Here is a 15725-nt window from a genome sequence, read left to right on the forward strand (position 1 = left end):
TTATTTAATTGATAATCATAAGTATTTTTCATTTTTGACGATTTCCATAATTTTCGCCTCTACTGTTTGTCTTGGTGACAGTATCGCATTTATTCTGTCAATCCCAATAACGGGATTCATCTGATTTATTTTGGCACAACAAGGGGGAGAGGTTTCCCGCTGGCGAAAGGGAATGACGTTGGCGAGTCTCCGCCGCCAGGTGATTCTTTTTATCATTCGTGTCGAGATACAGGAATGTTACAGTTTTATCCGCGGTTTCGAGACCGTGCGGAACGTGACGGTGCCGTTCTGTGGAGCACGGGTCATCATTGGGCAGGATTTGGAAAGGGCCTGTTGATTGCGGGTCGAAATCCTGTTCGCGGCCTGTCAGGGCTTCAGCCTTATGATCGGGCACGTCGTCCCCGGCGCTGCCTCCGGCGCATGCGGCGGGCGCACGATTAGGCCATCGGAATGGGCCAATATCTTCATCATGGATGAATCCTGCTTCGCATGGGCTTCCGCCATCAGCAGGCCGTTTTCGTCGGTGCTGAAACGGGCGCGCAGATAGTCCTGCCGGTGATCATTGGCTTTCAGCGGCGTGGCAGTGCGGGCCGTCGCCATGCGTTGCAGGGGCGCACGGCGGGCGATCCTGCGGATCAGCGGTTCCAGGAAGAGCAGGCTGCAAACGAGGCTTGCAACCGGGTTTCCGGGTAGGCCGAGAACCTGCGTGCCGCCGATGGCGCCGACCATCAGCGGTTTTCCCGGACGCATGGCGATACGCCAGAAATCGAGCTGCATGCCTTCCGCTTTCAGGGCCGCCTGCACCAGATCATGGTCGCCGACCGAGGCGCCACCGAGCGTCACCAGCACATCCACTCCGGCTGCAACGGCCTTGCCGATGGCCGCGCGGATGAGGCTGTCATCATCGGCGATGATGCCGAGATCGATAACTTCTGCTCCGGCCTGCCGGGCCAGTGCCGCAACGCCGAAGGTGTTGGAGGCGATGATCTGGGCGGGTTGCGGCGCACTCCCCGGCGGCAGCAATTCGTCACCGGTGGCGAGAATGGCGATGCGGGGCCTGCGATAGACGGAAAGTGCCGCGTGGTTCATCGCTGCTGCCAGCGTCAGGTCGGTGAAGCCAAGTTCGCGGCCGGCCTCCAGAGCCGTTTCGCCCTCGGCGAAATCCTGCCCGCGCGGACGGATATGTCGCCCGGCGGTGACAGCGAAGGTGGTGCGGATTTTGCCGTCTTCCAGCGCTTCCGCGTCTTCCTGAATGAGGATCGTATCGGCTCCCTCAGGCACGGGTGCGCCGGTGAAGATGCGCACGGCTTCGCCTCTGCCCACCCTGCCAGCGAAAGCATGGCCGGCAGCCGCCTGGCCGATGACGGTGAGGATCGAACCGATCTCCGCTGCGTCCGCGCTGCGCAGCGCATAACCATCCATGGCCGAGGCATCGAAGGGAGGCTGGGTAAGGCGGGCCGCCAGATCGGTCGCGAGAACGCGGCCATCGCATTCGGCAAGCGGCAGGGTCTCGCTGTCCGTGACCGGAACTGCAGCTTCCAGAAGGCGTTTAATGGCCTCGTCCACGGGCAGCAACGGGTTCATTCAGCTCTCCTGGCGGCGGAAATCACCGGATTTGCCGCCGCTCTTTTCGAGAAGGCGGATATTGACGATTTCCATGCCTTTGTCGGCGGCTTTCGCCATGTCGTAGACCGTCAGGCAGGCGATGGAAACGGCGGTCAGCGCTTCCATCTCCACGCCGGTCTTGCCAGACAGTTTCACCATGGCCTCGACGCGGAGGCCGGGCAGGGTGGTGTCCTCGGTAATGTCCACGGCAACCTTAGTCAGCATCAGCGGATGGCAGAGCGGGATGAGGTTTGCCGTCTGCTTGGCAGCCATGATGCCAGCCAGCCGGGCGGTGCCGATGACATCGCCCTTCTTGGCATTGCCGTCACGGATGAGTGCCAGCGTCTCTGGCTTCATCTTCACGAATCCTTCGGCCACGGCGATACGGACGGTCTCGGCCTTGTCGCCGACATCGACCATATGCGCCTCGCCGCTCGCATCGATATGGGTGAGCCTGGTTGCCTCACTCATCGGGCGTTATTCCGCCGCCAGAATGCCGGATTCGCCGGTCAGCAGCGCCTTGGTTGCCGCCGTCACATCGTCCTTGCGCATCAGGCTTTCGCCAACGAGGAAGGTGCTGATGCCGCTCTTTTTCAGGCGCTGGCAATCCTCGAAGGTGAAGATGCCGCTTTCGCCAACCAGCAGCCTGTCTGCAGGCACCAGACCCGCCAGTCTTTCGCTGGTTTCAAGGCCGACTTCGAAGGTACGAAGATTACGGTTGTTGATGCCGAAAAGCGGCGAGTCGAGCTTCAGCGCCCGTTCCGTTTCTTCCTCATCGTGCACCTCGATCAGCACATCCATGCCGAGCGCGAAGGCTTCGTCCTCAAGGCGTTTTGCCTCGTCATCGGACAGCGAGGCCATGATGAGGAGAATGCAGTCCGCGCCCCAGGCGCGGGCTTCATGCACCTGATAGGTGTCGAACATGAAATCCTTGCGCAGCGCGGGCAGGGCGCAGGCATTGCGGGCGGCAGTCAGGAATTCCGGCGCGCCCTGAAAGCTTGGCTTATCCGTCAGAACCGAGAGACAGGCAGCGCCACCGGCTTCATAGGCGGCGGCCAGCGCCGGAGGATCGAAATCCGGACGGATGAGGCCTTTCGAGGGGCTGGCTTTCTTGATCTCGGCGATCAGTCCGAACTTGCCTTCGGCCTGTTTTGCCTTCAGCGCCTTATAGAAACCACGCGGCGCACTCTGGTCTGCGGCCATGGCCTTCAGGTCGGCCAGCGAAACTTTTGCCTTGGCGGCGGCGATTTCCTCGAGCTTGTAAGCCTCGATCTTTTTCAGAATGTCGCTCATGGTCTCGCTCTCATTCCTGCGCTGAATTGGCATCGTTGGATACGGCAACCAGACGCTCCAGTGCGGCAGCAGCCTTGCCGCTGTCGAGCGCGTCGCTGGCAATCGTCATGGCCTGGCTCAGTGTCTCTGCCTTGCCGGCAATGACAAGCGCTGCGGCTGCGTTGCACAGCGAGACGTCGCGATAGGCGTTGCGCTTGCCGGACAGAACCTCCCGCAGCGCCGCCGCATTGGCAATGCCATCGCCACCCTTCAGGTCGTCCATCCGCGCTGGCTCGACGCCAAAATCTTGCGGGGTCAGCTCGAAGGTGCGGATTTTGCCGTCTTCGAGCGCCGCCACATGGGTCACACCCGTGGTGGTGACTTCATCCATGCCGTCGCCATGGACGACCCAGATGCTTTCCGAACCCAGATCGCGCAGCACTTCGGCAAGCGGCACCAGCCAGCGTGGCGAAAAGACGCCGAGCAATTGGCGCTTTGCACCAGCCGGGTTGGAGAGCGGGCCAAGCAGATTGAAAATGGTGCGTGTGCCGAGTTCGACGCGGCTCGGTGCGACATGGCGCATGGCCGAATGATGCATCTGCGCGAACATGAAGCCGAGGCCAGCCTCCGCAATGCAGCGAGCGATAAGATCGGGGCCGATATCGAGCTTCACGCCGAGCGCTGAGAGCGCATCCGCCGTGCCGGACTTGGAGCTCAGCGCCCGGTTGCCGTGCTTGGCGACCGGCAGGCCGGTGCCGGCAACGATGATCGAGGCCAGCGTGGAAATGTTGTAGGTGCCGATGCCGTCACCGCCGGTTCCGACGATATCGATGGCGTTGGCGGGGGCCGAAACCGGCAGCATGCGGGCGCGCATGGAAGAGACGGCGCCGACGATTTCGTCGACCGTTTCGCCACGCACCCGCAGCGCCATCAGGAAACCGCCGATCTGCGACGGGGTGGCTTCGCCCGACATCAGAATGTCGAAAGCCGTGCGCGCATCCTCACGGTTCAGGCTTTCTCCGTTCGCGACCTTGGCGATCAGCGGCTTTAGTTCGGCCATTTTTCGCCCCCGGTTAGAAACCGACCATCGCCTGATCGGCGAGGGCCTGGTTGATCGTCACACCATAATCATTCTGCAGGCGGTTGACCATCTGGTCCAGCATGTCGTCGCCGGCCGCGCGGGCGATGGCGGCGAACTGCTGGTCGTCATTGGCGAGCGCGTCCGGCGCAGCGTTGGTGTCGACCGAGGTAACCTTGAAGAGGATACGGCTGGAACCATCGGCGTCGGCCGCAGTGCCGACCACGCCATCGGCGCCCGAGAAGACGGCGGCGATGGTCTGGCGGCCGAAAATCGCGTCCTCGCTCGTGCGGCGCAGGCCGGATTTGTGCTCGACAGCGAGGCTCAGCTCACCAGCGACGGCTTCCAGCGTTTCGCCCTTTTCAACGCGGGCCTTCAGCTCGTCAGCCTTGGCGGCAAGCGCGGTGCGCTGCTGCTCTGCCGTCCAGTCGGCCACGACATCGTCGCGAACTTCGGCAAGCGTGCGGTCGCGGGCAGGGATGATCTGCTCGACGTCGAACCAGATGTATCCTTCACGGCCGAGATTGATCGGCAGGGCTTCCGTGCCGGGTTCGGTCTTGAAGACTTCCTGCGCCAGCTGCGGCGAGGGCAGGCCCTCGACGGCATCGCCCTTTTCATTGAGGCCGGCGGCATCGATGGCATCGATGGTGACTGGCTTCAGATTGAGCTGCTTTGCAGCATCGGAAAGCGAGGAGCCGCCGGCGCGCAGGTCTTCGTAACGATCGTGTACGTTCGTGACTTCCTCAGCCGCGGCGGCGGTGGCGAGATCCTTGCGGATATCGTCCTTGGCTTCATCCAGCGTGCGAGTGGTTTCCGGCTTGATGCCAGTCACGCGCAGAAGGACAGGGCCAAAGGAACCTTCGACCACCGGCGACACGCCGCCATCCTTCTGGATGGCGAAGGCTGCATCGGCAATCGACTGGTCGGGCATGGTATCCTTGGTGAATTCGCCGAGGGTGACGTCGGAAGCGCTCTTGCCCTGATCCTTCACCACCTGGTCGTAGGTGGTGTTGCCGAGCCTGATCTGTTCGGCGGCAGCGGCGGCCATTTCCTTGTCCGGGAAGGTCAGCTGTTCCACGGTGCGGCGGCCGGCGGTGCGGAAGCTGTCCTTGTGGCTGTTATAATAATCGGCGATCTGCGCGTCGGTTACCGAGGCCGGTTCGGCGATGTCGGCGGGTTCCAGCTTCACATAGGTGAACTTGCGGAACTCCGGCGCGCGGTACTTCGACTTGTTGGTTTCGAACCAGGGCGTGAGCACGTCGTCGCCCGGCGCCTTGACGGGCGGGATGACGGCGTTCGAAAGAATGACGTAATCGACGGCGCGCTGTTCGTTGCGATACTGCTTCAGCGCATCCACCAGAACCTGCGGCGCTGCAAAACCATCCGAGACGGCCTCGACGATCTGACTGCGGACGGCAACCTTGCTGCGTTCCTTGATGTAGTCGTCTTCTCGGAAACCGGAATTGCGCAGGCGCTCGCTGAAGAGATTACGGTCGAACTGGCCATTGACCGACTTGAAGGCCGGGTCTTCTGCGATGAGGTTGGCGAGGCGGTTTTCCGAAAGGCCGAGATTCATCTTCGAGGCCAGCTCATCAAGCGCTGCACCCGCCGCAAGCTGGCTGAACACCTGGCGGTCGATGCCGAAGGCCTTGGCCTGTTCGGTCGTCAGCCTCGTGCCGAACTGGCGGCTGAGATCGGAAATCTGGCGCTGATAGGCGAGGCGGAATTCCTGCGGGCTGACCGTCTGGTCGCCCACCGTCATGACGGCGTGGGAATTGGCGGTGACAAGCGATGCGGAGACGCCCCAGACGCCGAACGAAACAACAAGCAGGAGAAGCAGCAGCTTGGCTGCCATGGTTCGAGAAGCATTTCTCAGGGAATCGAGCATCGTTATGCAAACCTCACAGGAACGTCATTGCGGTCGCCGGCTGTCCGGCCCGCAACGTATCGGCGTTCCTTAAATCAATCCAAACGGAAATTGAAGGGAATTTCCCTTGGAAAAACGGGGTTTTGAAAACGGTTATGTGATTGGAGGCGTCGAAATGGAGGCAATGGATGGATATCGGCGGCGTTTATGCCCTCATTCCGATGACAGGCAAAGAAATTAGTTTGGGTATTTACAGGCACGTTGGCAAAACAAAACCGCCCGGAGGCCCAGGCGGTTGCGAAGAATCGTTTTTGCAGCGGCGTTTAACCCGGCCTGCTGCGCTCAAAAAGCGCGGTCGCGCCGGATCGCTGCCTTGAATTCCTCATCCTCGCGCCGCATCTCGGCGATGACGGAGATCATCGATGTCACGAACATTACGCTGATGAGGGCAAGAAGCATCGTCAGAAATGTGAACATGATGTTGTCTCCGAGAGTTTGAGAAGTTCTCCCCGCTATCAGTAATAGTTCATGTACTGGTAACGGGCTGTCAGCTGCGGGTAGTCGGGGCCCTGGGTTTCAGGCTTCTGCTCATAAAGACTAAACGTTGTTGCTACCATTGCGATAACCAGTACTGTCCAGGCGGTGCTGATGACGCTGATTTTCGCCGAAGTAGACTGTTTTTCTCTTACAAACATCTGTCTGTTCCTTTGGTTTCTTGTTAACGCGCCACGTCTGATCATGTTCCGCGTCAATCGTAAAAATCGATTAGCATCGCCCCGGTGAAACTTCCTTGAATGGCTCGTTCATCTGGCGTTCAGGAAACTGGCTGAGGCCGTCATTCGAGAAAAAGATACTCGGCAGCGAATGATGCGATGATCGAAAGGACGATCATGAAGGCCAGCATTTTCAATTCTCCGGATGCTTAACGAGTGAGGGGCGTTTCGGTTTCCCGATGCTGTGCATTTAATCAAAATAGCCCTGAAACCGCACTGAATGGCCCATTCATCCCGGGTTCACGCGGCAGCCGGGCCTGTGGGAGGTGGTTATAAAGTCTTGCGCCGCGTGGCTCTCCATGACAAAAGGCGGGCACATGATACCCAGCATCGAAGCGCGCCCACCATCTGAGAGCGATATGACGATTGCCTTTTATCCAGGATCCTTCGATCCGATGACCAACGGACATCTGGATGTGCTTATCCAGGCGCTGAACGTGGCGTCGAAAGTCATCGTTGCTGTCGGCATTCATCCGGGCAAGGCGCCGATGTTCAGCTTCGAAGAACGGGCTGCGCTGATAAAGCAGGCGCTTGCCGAACAGCTGCCGACGCAGGCGGCGCGCATGGAAGTTGTTTCCTTCGATAATCTGGTCGTGGACGCTGCACGCCAGCACGGCGCACATCTCCTGCTGCGCGGTCTGCGCGATGGCACTGATCTCGATTATGAAATGCAGATGGCCGGCATGAACCGCCAGATGGCGCCCGATATTCAGACCGTGTTCCTGCCCGCCGGCACCTCGTCGCGACCCATTACAGCCACATTGGTCCGGCAGATCGCCGCCATGGGCGGCAATGTCGAAGCCTTCGTGCCGAAAGCCGTGCTTGAAGCCCTTAACGTCAAGCTGAAGCGCTGACTTCAGCCCTACATTCTGGAGCCAATCCGATGAAACTCGTTCGATTTGCCTTTGCCGGCGCCTTGTTTGCCGGTGCGCTTGCCGCCAGCACCATCGCTTCGGCCGCCGAACTTCTGACCATCCAGCTGAAGGACGGCCCCGTCGTCATCGAGCTTGCGCCTGATGTTGCGCCCAAGCACGTGGCCCAGATCGAGGCGTTGGCCAAGAAGGGCGCTTATGACAACGTGGCTTTCCATCGCGTCATCGACGGTTTCATGGCACAGACCGGCGACGTTCAGTTTGGCAACATGGAGAAGGGTTTTAACGCCCAGCGCGCCGGAACCGGCGGTTCCGACATGCCGGATATTCCGGCCGAATTCTCCAAGAAGCCCTTCAATCGCGGAACTGTCGGCATGGCCCGTTCCAGCGATCCGAATTCCGCCAATTCGCAGTTCTTCATCATGTTTGCCGACGGTCCGTTCCTGAACGGCCAGTACACCGTGGTCGGCAAGGTCGTGTCCGGCATGGAAGCTGTGGACAAGATCAAGCGCGGCGCCGGCGGCAACGGCGAAGTTTCCAACCCCGACCGGATGATCAAGGTCACCGTCGGCAAGAAGTAAGGTAGGGCAATAGAGCCCGAACAGAGGAGAATAACCATGGCCGAGATCAAGGATCCGGAGAACACCATCATCATGGAAACGACGACCGGCAAGGTCGTGATCCAGCTGCTTCCGGAAGTTGCGCCTGGCCACGTTGCCCGCATCAAGGAACTCGTCTCGGAAGGCGCTTATGACGGCGTGGTTTTCCACCGCGTCATCGAAGACTTCATGGCCCAGACCGGCGACGTGAAGTTCGGCAAGAAGGGTTCGGAAAGCTTCAACCCGGCTCGCGCCGGCATGGGCGGTTCTGAAAAAGAAGACCTGAAGGCTGAATTTTCCGCCATTCCGCATGTGCGCGGCACCTGCTCCATGGCCCGTTCGCAGAACCCGAACTCCGCCAACTCGCAGTTCTTCATCTGCTTCACGGATTCTCCGTGGCTCAACAAGCAGTACACCGTTTGGGGCCAGGTCATCGAAGGCATGGAAGCCATCGACAAGGTCAAGCGCGGCGAGCCGGTGAAGGATCCCGATTCGATCGTTTCGATGAAGCTTGCTTCGGCGGCTTGAGGATAGCCTATAAAGTCTTTACCCGCTCCGCAGGAAACTGCGGGGCGTTTCACATTGATGATAAGGGTGCCAACCTCTCAGCCGTCATCCTCGGGCTTGTCCCGAGGATCTAACGATCCCCGACGGCAACGTGGTTAGATCCTCGGGACAAGCCCGAGGATGACGTCGCGTTAGACGAAGCCTTGTCACTACCCACCACCCGCCCCATTGAGGGCGGGTTTTGATATTTTCGAGAGCCCCTTGCAATGCGCGTAGACCTGTTCGATTTCGACCTGCCCGAGGAAAATATCGCCCTTCGCCCGGCAAACCCGCGTGATAGCGCGCGCCTGCTGGTGGTCGATCCGAATCAAGGCCGCATGGAGGACCATCGCGTCTTCGACCTGCCGTCCTTCCTGCGGCCCGGCGATGCGCTTGTCTTCAACGACACTCGCGTTATCCCCGCCCAGCTTGAAGGTGTCAGGTTGCGCGAGGGCGCGCCGGAGACGGTCGTTTCCGCCACGCTGCACATGCGCGCCGACCAATCCCGCTGGAAGGCTTTCGCCCGTCCCGGCAAGCGCATCAAGCAGGGCGACCGCATCCGGTTCGGTTACGGGCGCGACGTTGTTAATTCCTCCAGCGGGGCGTGCGGCCTTGCCCATCTCGAAGCCACCGTCGAGGAAAAGGGCGAGGACGGCGAGATCACGCTGCTGTTCGATGTGTCCGGCCCCGTGCTGGACGAGGCGATTGCCTCCGTCGGCCATATTCCTTTGCCGCCTTACATTGCTGCCAAGCGGCCCGAGGACCAGCAGGACCAGACCGACTACCAGACCATTTACGCCCGCGAGAAGGGCGCCGTTGCTGCACCGACCGCCGGCCTGCATTTCACGCCCGACCTGTTTGCGGCGCTCGACAAGGCTGGTATCGAGCGGCATTTCGTGACGCTGCACGTCGGGGCAGGCACCTTCCTGCCGGTCAAGGCTGATGATACCGACGACCACAAGATGCATTTCGAGATCGGGCACGTCTCACAGGAAACCGCTGACCAGCTGAATGCGGTGAAGGCGCGGGGCGGGCGCATTGTCTGTGTGGGTACGACGTCGCTGCGCCTGATCGAAAGTGCTGCTGCCGAGGATGGCACCATCCAGCCGTGGTCCGACGCAACCGGCATCTTCATCACGCCCGGGTATCGTTTCCGGGCTGTCGACATACTGATGACCAATTTCCACCTGCCGAAATCGACGCTGTTCATGCTCGTTTCGGCTTTCTGCGGTCTCGAAACGATGCGTGACGCTTATAAGCACGCTATCGAAACCGGATACCGCTTCTATTCCTATGGCGATTCCAGCCTGTTGTTCCGGAAAAACTGATGCACGACAAATTCACCTTCACCCTGAAAGCCACGAGCGGCGGCGCGCGCCTCGGCGAAGTCGCCATGCCGCGCGGCGTCATCCGCACGCCCGCCTTCATGCCCGTCGGCACTGTCGGCACCGTCAAGGCCATGTATCTCGATCAGGTGCGCGAGCTGGGGGCCGATATCATTCTCGGCAATACCTACCACCTGATGCTGCGGCCCGGTCCAGAGCGCGTGGCGCGCCTCGGCGGTCTGCATGAGCTGATCCGCTGGCCGCATCCGATCCTCACCGACAGCGGAGGTTTTCAGGTCATGTCGCTGTCGGGTCTGCGCAAGCTGGATGAGAAGGGTGTGACCTTCAAAAGCCATGTGGACGGTTCGCTGCATCACATGTCGCCGGAACGCTCCATCGAAATTCAGGGCATGCTCGATTCGGACATCCAGATGCAGCTCGACGAATGCATCGCGCTGCCGGCTGAGCGCAAGGAAATCGAGCGCGCCATGGAAATGTCGCTGCGCTGGGCCGAACGCTGCCGCGTCGCCTTTGGCGAACAGCCCGGCAAGGCCATGTTCGGTATCGTACAGGGCGGTGATCAGCCGGACTTGCGTATCCGCTCGGCCGAAGGGCTGAAGCAGCTCGATCTCAAGGGCTACGCCGTTGGTGGCCTTGCCGTCGGCGAGCCGCAGGATGTGATGCTGGGCATGCTCGATATTACGCTCCCGGTGCTGCCCACCGAAAAGCCGCGTTACCTGATGGGCGTCGGCACGCCTGACGATATTCTGAAATCGGTGGCGCGCGGCATCGACATGTTCGATTGCGTGATGCCCACCCGCTCCGGCCGTCACGGGCTGGCCTTTACCCGTCGTGGCCGCGTCAATATTCGCAATGCCCGCCATGCGGAAGATATGCGCCCGCTGGACGAGCAGTCCAATTGCCCGGCCTCGCGCGATTATTCCCGCGCCTATCTCCACCATCTCACCCGCTCCAACGAAGCGTTGGGCGGCATGCTGCTCTCCTGGCACAATCTTGCCTATTATCAGGAGCTGATGCAGGGTATCCGCAAGTCTATCGAGGAAGGCCGTTTCGCCGATTTCTACGCGGAAACCATCGAGATGTGGGCGCGGGGCGATATAGACCCGGTTTAACGCCTCGTGACGTGTCTCCACACTCGACGTCATCCTCGGCCTTGTGCCGAGGATCTGCCGAGGTGGCTAAAGTGAACGGGCGGTAGATCCTCGGGACATCCTCGGACTTGATCCGGGGACCGAGGATGACGATGGAGAGGTTTCTTTCCGACGCCCTAAAGTCCCCAGATTCACCTTCGACGGATTTTGCCTTGGCACATGCGCCTTACGTTCTTTTCCGGGATGACACGACCGGCACGGTGACAGCCTTCGCCGAGCCCGAGGAAATCATCGTTGCGGATGAGCCAGAGGCGTTTTTCGCGGCGCTGAAACGCATGGAGCATCTGCGCCGCGCCGGGAAATACCTTGCCGGCTACATGTCCTACGAGGCCGGTTTCCTGTTCGAGCCGAAGCTTGCACCCTTTGCGGCCGAGCCCCGCAATGTGCCGTTCCTGAATTTCGGCGTCTTCTCCGGCCCGCAGCCGCATGAAGGCCGCTTTGCGCGGCCTGACGAGGTTCCGGACGCGGACGCGTTTCTGACCGATCCGGTACCGGCATGGACGCTTCCCGAATATCAGAAACGTTTCGAGCGGTTACACGACCATCTGCGCCGCGGCGACTGTTATCAGGGCAATCTCACCATGCCCGTTCATGCCCGCTGGCATGGAGATCCGCTGACCGCCTTCTGGTCGCTGATCGAACGGCAGCCGGTGAAATACGGCGCGCTGGTCGATCTTGGCGGCCCGGTCATCCTGTCACGCTCACCGGAACTCTTTTTCTCGGTTGACGGGCAAGGGTTCATCGAAACCCATCCCATGAAGGGAACGACGCCACGCGGGGCGAATGCGGAAGAGGATCGGGCAATCATCGCGGCGATGCTCGCGGATGAAAAGACGCTTGCCGAAAACCGCATGATCGTCGATCTGCTGCGCAACGACATTTCCCGCATTACCGAGGTTGGCAGCCTGCATGTGCCGCGCCTGTTCGATATCGAGACTTATCCCACGGTGCACCAGATGGTCAGCCATGTCAGGGCGAAGCTTCTGCCTGACGTGACCGTGGAGGATATTTTTTCGGCGCTGTTTCCCTGCGGTTCGGTGACGGGCGCGCCAAAAATGTGGGCGATGAAAATCCTGCGGGAGCTGGAAGAGAAGTCGCGAGACGCCTATTGCGGCGCGATAGGCTTCATGTCTCCTAACGGTGAGATGCGGTTCTCAGTGGCGATCCGCACGCTCAGCCTGTTCGATGACGGCCGCGCCGTCTTCAATGTCGGCGGTGGTATCGTTTTCGATTCCGTGGGCGAGGCCGAGTATGATGAATGCCTGCTGAAATCGAAATTCGCGGTGGGGGACAGGTTGCTTCGGAGTTAGTCGCCTCCCTCATTCCTGTGCTTGTCACAGGAATCCAGCCAGCCCAAGTCCTTGGGCTGAAAAGACTCCTCCAGCCGCACGGACGTGCGTCGACTGGATTCCTGTGACAAGCACAGGAATGAGGGAGGTTGGAGGAAGCTCCGAGGTAGGCAACCAAATGTGTGCCCTTAGGAAAACCGGCTACGGTTTTCGCTACCAAACGTCGTCAGCGCCCGATCACCTCAAACACCCCATTCTCCACCAGCACTTCCTTTGCCGCCGGATGGCTTAGAAAACCCGAAGGGCTGGCGCTTGCGCCATAGGCGCCGGACTGCAGGAATGCGACGAGATCACCGGCCTTGAGTTTCGGCAGGGCCGCATTGCGGGCCAATGTATCGAGTGGCGTGCAGAGTGGGCCGACGATGGTGGCGGTTTCCTCATGCTCCGCCTGCATCATGGCCGGTGCGACGACGGGGTAGTTGCGTTTGACGATCTGGCCGAGATTGCCCGAGGCGGCAAGATGATGGTGCATGCCGCCATCCATCACCACGAAAGTGGTGCCGCGTGATGCCTTTACCGAATTGACTTCCGCCACATAGAGGCCGCCGGGGCCAGCGAGTAAGCGGCCAGGTTCGACGATGACATGGGCATCGGCGATCAGCGGATGTGCTTTCAGAAGCGCCTTGAGATCGGGAATGGCAGCGCTGACTTTTTCAAGATCAAGCGCCGTTTCGCCTGCGAAATAGGGGATGCCGAGGCCGCCGCCGAGATCGATGGTTTCGAGCGGCTTGCCGAGCATTTCCGCCATGCGCGCGGCGAGGGAAATCGCATGTCTCCATTGGGAGACAAGCATGTCGGCGTCGAGAATTTGCGTGCCGCCGTAGATGTGCACACCGATGAGATCGATATGGCTGAGGTCGTTGAATAGCGACAGGACGTTCTCTAGTTCTTCCTCATCGAAACCGAAGGCGGTGGCCTTGCCACCCATGCGCATGGCTCCCGCCTGGGCATCCGGCACCGGATTGATGCGGATCGAGGCCTTGACCGGCTTGCCGATCGCCGCGATGCGGGCAATTTCCTCGGCGCTTTCGATGTGGATTTCGCCGATACCGCCCTCTATCACCTCACGCAATTCGGCCATGCGCTTGCCGGGGCCGGCGAAGATGATGTTCTCAGGCGCGACACCGGCCTTGATGGCAGCGCGATATTCACCAACCGAGGCGATTTCCGCGCCGGCACCTTCCTGCCGGAACAGCGATATGATGGCGGGCAGGGGATTGGCCTTTACCGAGTAATAGATATCGGCGAAGCCCTCGAGCGCTGTTTTGAGATCGCGATAGGCGCGGCGCATGGCGCTGGCGTCATAAAGGAAACATGGCGTGCCGGTTTCGGTGACGATATCGCGCACCGTAAGTCCGCCGATCACCAGATCGTTGTCCGTGACCGCAAATTGCGCAGCCGCAAGGGCCGGGCCGTGGTTCTGGGATTTATCCGTGGGCGCCATTGTCCGTCCGTTCGCGCACCAGCGCGCGGTAATCCACCTTGCCATTGGCGGTGATCGGCAGCCGATCGACCAGTTCGATGGCGCGCGGGATCATGAAGGGGGCGAGCATTTCGGTAGCCTTCTTCAGCGCTGCCGAAACATCGATAGTTTCATGGGCCGCGGTTGCCACGGCATGCACCTTTTCACCCGCAAAGGGGTCCGGCAGGCCGATGACGGCAACCTGCTGGAAAAGCCCCGTCGACATCAGGCTTTCTTCCACCTCGGTCGGGCTGATGCGGTAGCCAGAGGATTTGATCATTGCATCGTTGCGGGCAACGAAGCTGAAGAAACCGTCTTCGTCCTCCACCGCCAGATCGCCGGAATAACACACGGTCTCGCCGCCACGCTCGGCGGGCATGAAGGGGTGCGGGCGCAGCACTTTTGCCGTGTCTTCCGGGCGGTTCCAGTAACCGAGAGAGACCGTTGGGCCGCGATGGACGAGAATGCCGGGTTCACCCCGTTTCGCCCTCTGTCCCTTGTCGGTGACGAGGAAGATTTCACATTCGGGAATGGCCTTGCCGATGGACGTCGGGCGGCGATCGATTTCGTCCGGCGGCAGGAAGGTCGAGCGGAAGGCCTCCGTCAGGCCGTACATCAGGTAGATTTTAGTATCCGGCAGCTTGTCGCGCAGTGCTTTTACGGTTTCCTGCGGCACACGCCCGCCGGAATTGGTGATGTAGCGCAGATGCGGCAAGGGTGTTTTTGCGAGCAAAGGGGCTGCCCGTGTCAGGATCGCCCAGATCGTCGGCACGCCGGCGAGACCGGTGATGGCATGGTCGCGAAGATCACGGACAATCTCGTCGCCCAGTCGGAAGGTGGAGATGACAGTGGCCGCGCCCTGTTCCACCGCCGTCAGCAGCTGGTTGAGGCCATAATCGAAGCTGAAAGGCAGGAGGGAGAGAATGCGGTCATTGGCCGTAATTTCCAGATAGGTACGCACGATACGCGCGCCGGCCAGAAGATTGCGGTGCGATAGCATCACGCCCTTGGGCGAGCCGGTGGAGCCGGATGTATAAAGAATGGCCGCAAGGTCTTCGCCGATCGCCGCCGAAGGGCGTGCGGAAGAGCTTTTACGTGCCGCAATCTCTTCCGCCAGCAGGATCGTGACATCGGGAAGGTCAACCAGAGCCGCCTTCAGCTCATCCATCATCGCCGCGCTGCTGATGACGATCTTTGCGCCGCAATCGCTGACGATATGGCGAATCTGCTGTGCTTTCAGCAAGGCATTGACCGGCACGAAAACGCCGCCGGCCATGCTGACACCGAAGATCGACCAGCATTCCTCAAGGCCGCGCGGCAGGTAGATGACGATGCGATCGCCGCGCCCGGCGCCTGTTTCCTGCAATGCCGCCGCGCAACGTGTCGCTGCCGCCGCGAATTCGCGATAATTCAGCGATTGTTCCTTGTGAACAAGCGCCTGATCCTCGCTTGCCGCGCGGGTGGCGAGAAGGTGGTGCAGCAGGAAATGTGGTGTCATCGCCTCCGTTCCCGGCGAACAAAAGCGATGAGATCGGCCGGCGTGCCGAGATTTTCGGGGGTGAAATGCTCGTCATTCAGAATGATGCCGAAACCTTCGCCGATAAAGACCATCAGCTCCAGAAAGCCGAGCGAATCGATCGCGCCGCTTTCGAGAAGCTCAGTATCGGCAGAGAAGGGTGCGTAGGCGGGAAAACGGTCAGCAAGGTAGGAGTAAATGGTGTCGGCAACGTCGATTTCATTTTCTTTCGCTACGAGCATGCTTGTTCTCCAATTTCCCCGTTTGATCCCCATGGACCCGCCCCGGA

At 60.4% G+C, this 15725-nt stretch carries 16 protein-coding genes; 6 read left to right on the forward strand and 10 right to left on the reverse strand.

Annotation, left to right across the window (positions count from 1 at the left end; translation table 11 throughout):
* Window positions 1-366: 366 nt before the first annotated feature.
* From glp to ACFVTJ_RS04400, 7 genes are all read right to left on the reverse strand, one after another.
* Window positions 367-1584, reverse strand: a complete 1218-nt coding sequence (glp, locus tag ACFVTJ_RS04370) for a gephyrin-like molybdotransferase Glp (RefSeq protein WP_386904924.1) — start codon at window positions 1582-1584, stop codon at window positions 367-369.
* On the reverse strand, window positions 1585-2076 hold the full coding sequence (moaC, locus tag ACFVTJ_RS04375; RefSeq protein ID WP_386904926.1) for a cyclic pyranopterin monophosphate synthase MoaC: 492 nt from the start codon (window positions 2074-2076) through the stop codon (window positions 1585-1587).
* Window positions 2077-2082: 6 nt separating this feature from the next.
* Entirely contained in the window at window positions 2083-2898 is an 816-nt protein-coding gene (gene trpC, locus ACFVTJ_RS04380; protein ID WP_386904928.1) for an indole-3-glycerol phosphate synthase TrpC, read from the reverse strand.
* A gap of 10 nt (window positions 2899-2908) precedes the next feature.
* The gene (trpD, locus tag ACFVTJ_RS04385; protein ID WP_386904930.1) at window positions 2909-3937 is read right to left on the reverse strand and encodes an anthranilate phosphoribosyltransferase; all 1029 of its coding nucleotides are present in this window, start codon (window positions 3935-3937) and stop codon (window positions 2909-2911) included.
* A 13-nt stretch (window positions 3938-3950) separates the two neighbouring features.
* On the reverse strand, window positions 3951-5843 hold the full coding sequence (locus ACFVTJ_RS04390; RefSeq protein ID WP_386904932.1) for a peptidyl-prolyl cis-trans isomerase: 1893 nt from the start codon (window positions 5841-5843) through the stop codon (window positions 3951-3953).
* 321 nt (window positions 5844-6164) lie between these two features.
* A complete protein-coding gene (locus ACFVTJ_RS04395; protein ID WP_386904934.1) occupies window positions 6165-6299 on the reverse strand; it encodes a hypothetical protein in 135 nt (44 codons plus the stop codon).
* Window positions 6300-6337: 38 nt separating this feature from the next.
* Window positions 6338-6517, reverse strand: coding sequence for a hypothetical protein (locus ACFVTJ_RS04400; RefSeq protein WP_003503030.1), 180 nt, complete (start codon window positions 6515-6517; stop codon window positions 6338-6340).
* Between the two features lie 437 nt (window positions 6518-6954).
* Here ACFVTJ_RS04400 and coaD point away from each other — a divergent pair, with 437 nt between their 5' ends.
* The 6 genes from coaD to ACFVTJ_RS04430 all read left to right on the forward strand — a co-directional run bounded on the left by coaD (window position 6955) and on the right by ACFVTJ_RS04430 (window position 12419).
* The gene (coaD, locus tag ACFVTJ_RS04405) at window positions 6955-7449 is read left to right on the forward strand and encodes a pantetheine-phosphate adenylyltransferase (protein WP_386905279.1); all 495 of its coding nucleotides are present in this window, start codon (window positions 6955-6957) and stop codon (window positions 7447-7449) included.
* 29 nt (window positions 7450-7478) lie between these two features.
* The gene (locus tag ACFVTJ_RS04410) at window positions 7479-8048 is read left to right on the forward strand and encodes a peptidylprolyl isomerase (RefSeq protein ID WP_386904936.1); all 570 of its coding nucleotides are present in this window, start codon (window positions 7479-7481) and stop codon (window positions 8046-8048) included.
* 36 nt (window positions 8049-8084) lie between these two features.
* Window positions 8085-8594, forward strand: a complete 510-nt coding sequence (locus ACFVTJ_RS04415; RefSeq protein ID WP_063948869.1) for a peptidylprolyl isomerase — start codon at window positions 8085-8087, stop codon at window positions 8592-8594.
* Between the two features lie 245 nt (window positions 8595-8839).
* Window positions 8840-9940 carry a tRNA preQ1(34) S-adenosylmethionine ribosyltransferase-isomerase QueA gene (gene queA / locus ACFVTJ_RS04420; protein WP_386904938.1) on the forward strand — a complete coding sequence of 367 codons (1101 nt, stop codon included), beginning with the start codon at window positions 8840-8842 and terminating at the stop codon, window positions 9938-9940.
* Window positions 9940-11070 (forward strand): tRNA guanosine(34) transglycosylase Tgt, encoded by a 1131-nt coding sequence (gene tgt, locus ACFVTJ_RS04425; protein ID WP_045024749.1) that lies wholly within the window; start codon window positions 9940-9942, stop codon window positions 11068-11070. Before queA ends, tgt begins: the two co-directional genes overlap by 1 nt.
* A 191-nt stretch (window positions 11071-11261) precedes the next feature.
* Complete coding sequence (locus ACFVTJ_RS04430) at window positions 11262-12419, forward strand: aminodeoxychorismate synthase component I (protein ID WP_386904939.1); 1158 nt, start codon at window positions 11262-11264, stop codon at window positions 12417-12419.
* A 205-nt stretch (window positions 12420-12624) separates the two neighbouring features.
* On the opposite strand, the gene ACFVTJ_RS04435 is transcribed toward ACFVTJ_RS04430, so the two are convergent.
* From ACFVTJ_RS04435 to ACFVTJ_RS04445, 3 genes are read right to left on the reverse strand one after another with little or no spacing between them, the layout of a single operon-like run.
* On the reverse strand, window positions 12625-13902 hold the full coding sequence (locus ACFVTJ_RS04435; RefSeq protein WP_386904941.1) for a type III PLP-dependent enzyme: 1278 nt from the start codon (window positions 13900-13902) through the stop codon (window positions 12625-12627).
* Window positions 13886-15418, reverse strand: coding sequence for an AMP-binding protein (locus tag ACFVTJ_RS04440; RefSeq protein ID WP_386904943.1), 1533 nt, complete (start codon window positions 15416-15418; stop codon window positions 13886-13888). Before ACFVTJ_RS04440 ends, ACFVTJ_RS04435 begins: the two co-directional genes overlap by 17 nt.
* Window positions 15415-15678 carry an acyl carrier protein gene (locus ACFVTJ_RS04445; protein WP_386904945.1) on the reverse strand — a complete coding sequence of 88 codons (264 nt, stop codon included), beginning with the start codon at window positions 15676-15678 and terminating at the stop codon, window positions 15415-15417. Before ACFVTJ_RS04445 ends, ACFVTJ_RS04440 begins: the two co-directional genes overlap by 4 nt.
* Between the last annotated feature and the right edge of the window lie 47 nt (window positions 15679-15725).

The organism is Agrobacterium sp. NPDC058088, from assembly GCF_042885035.1.
Lineage (GTDB): Bacteria > Pseudomonadota > Alphaproteobacteria > Rhizobiales > Rhizobiaceae > Agrobacterium.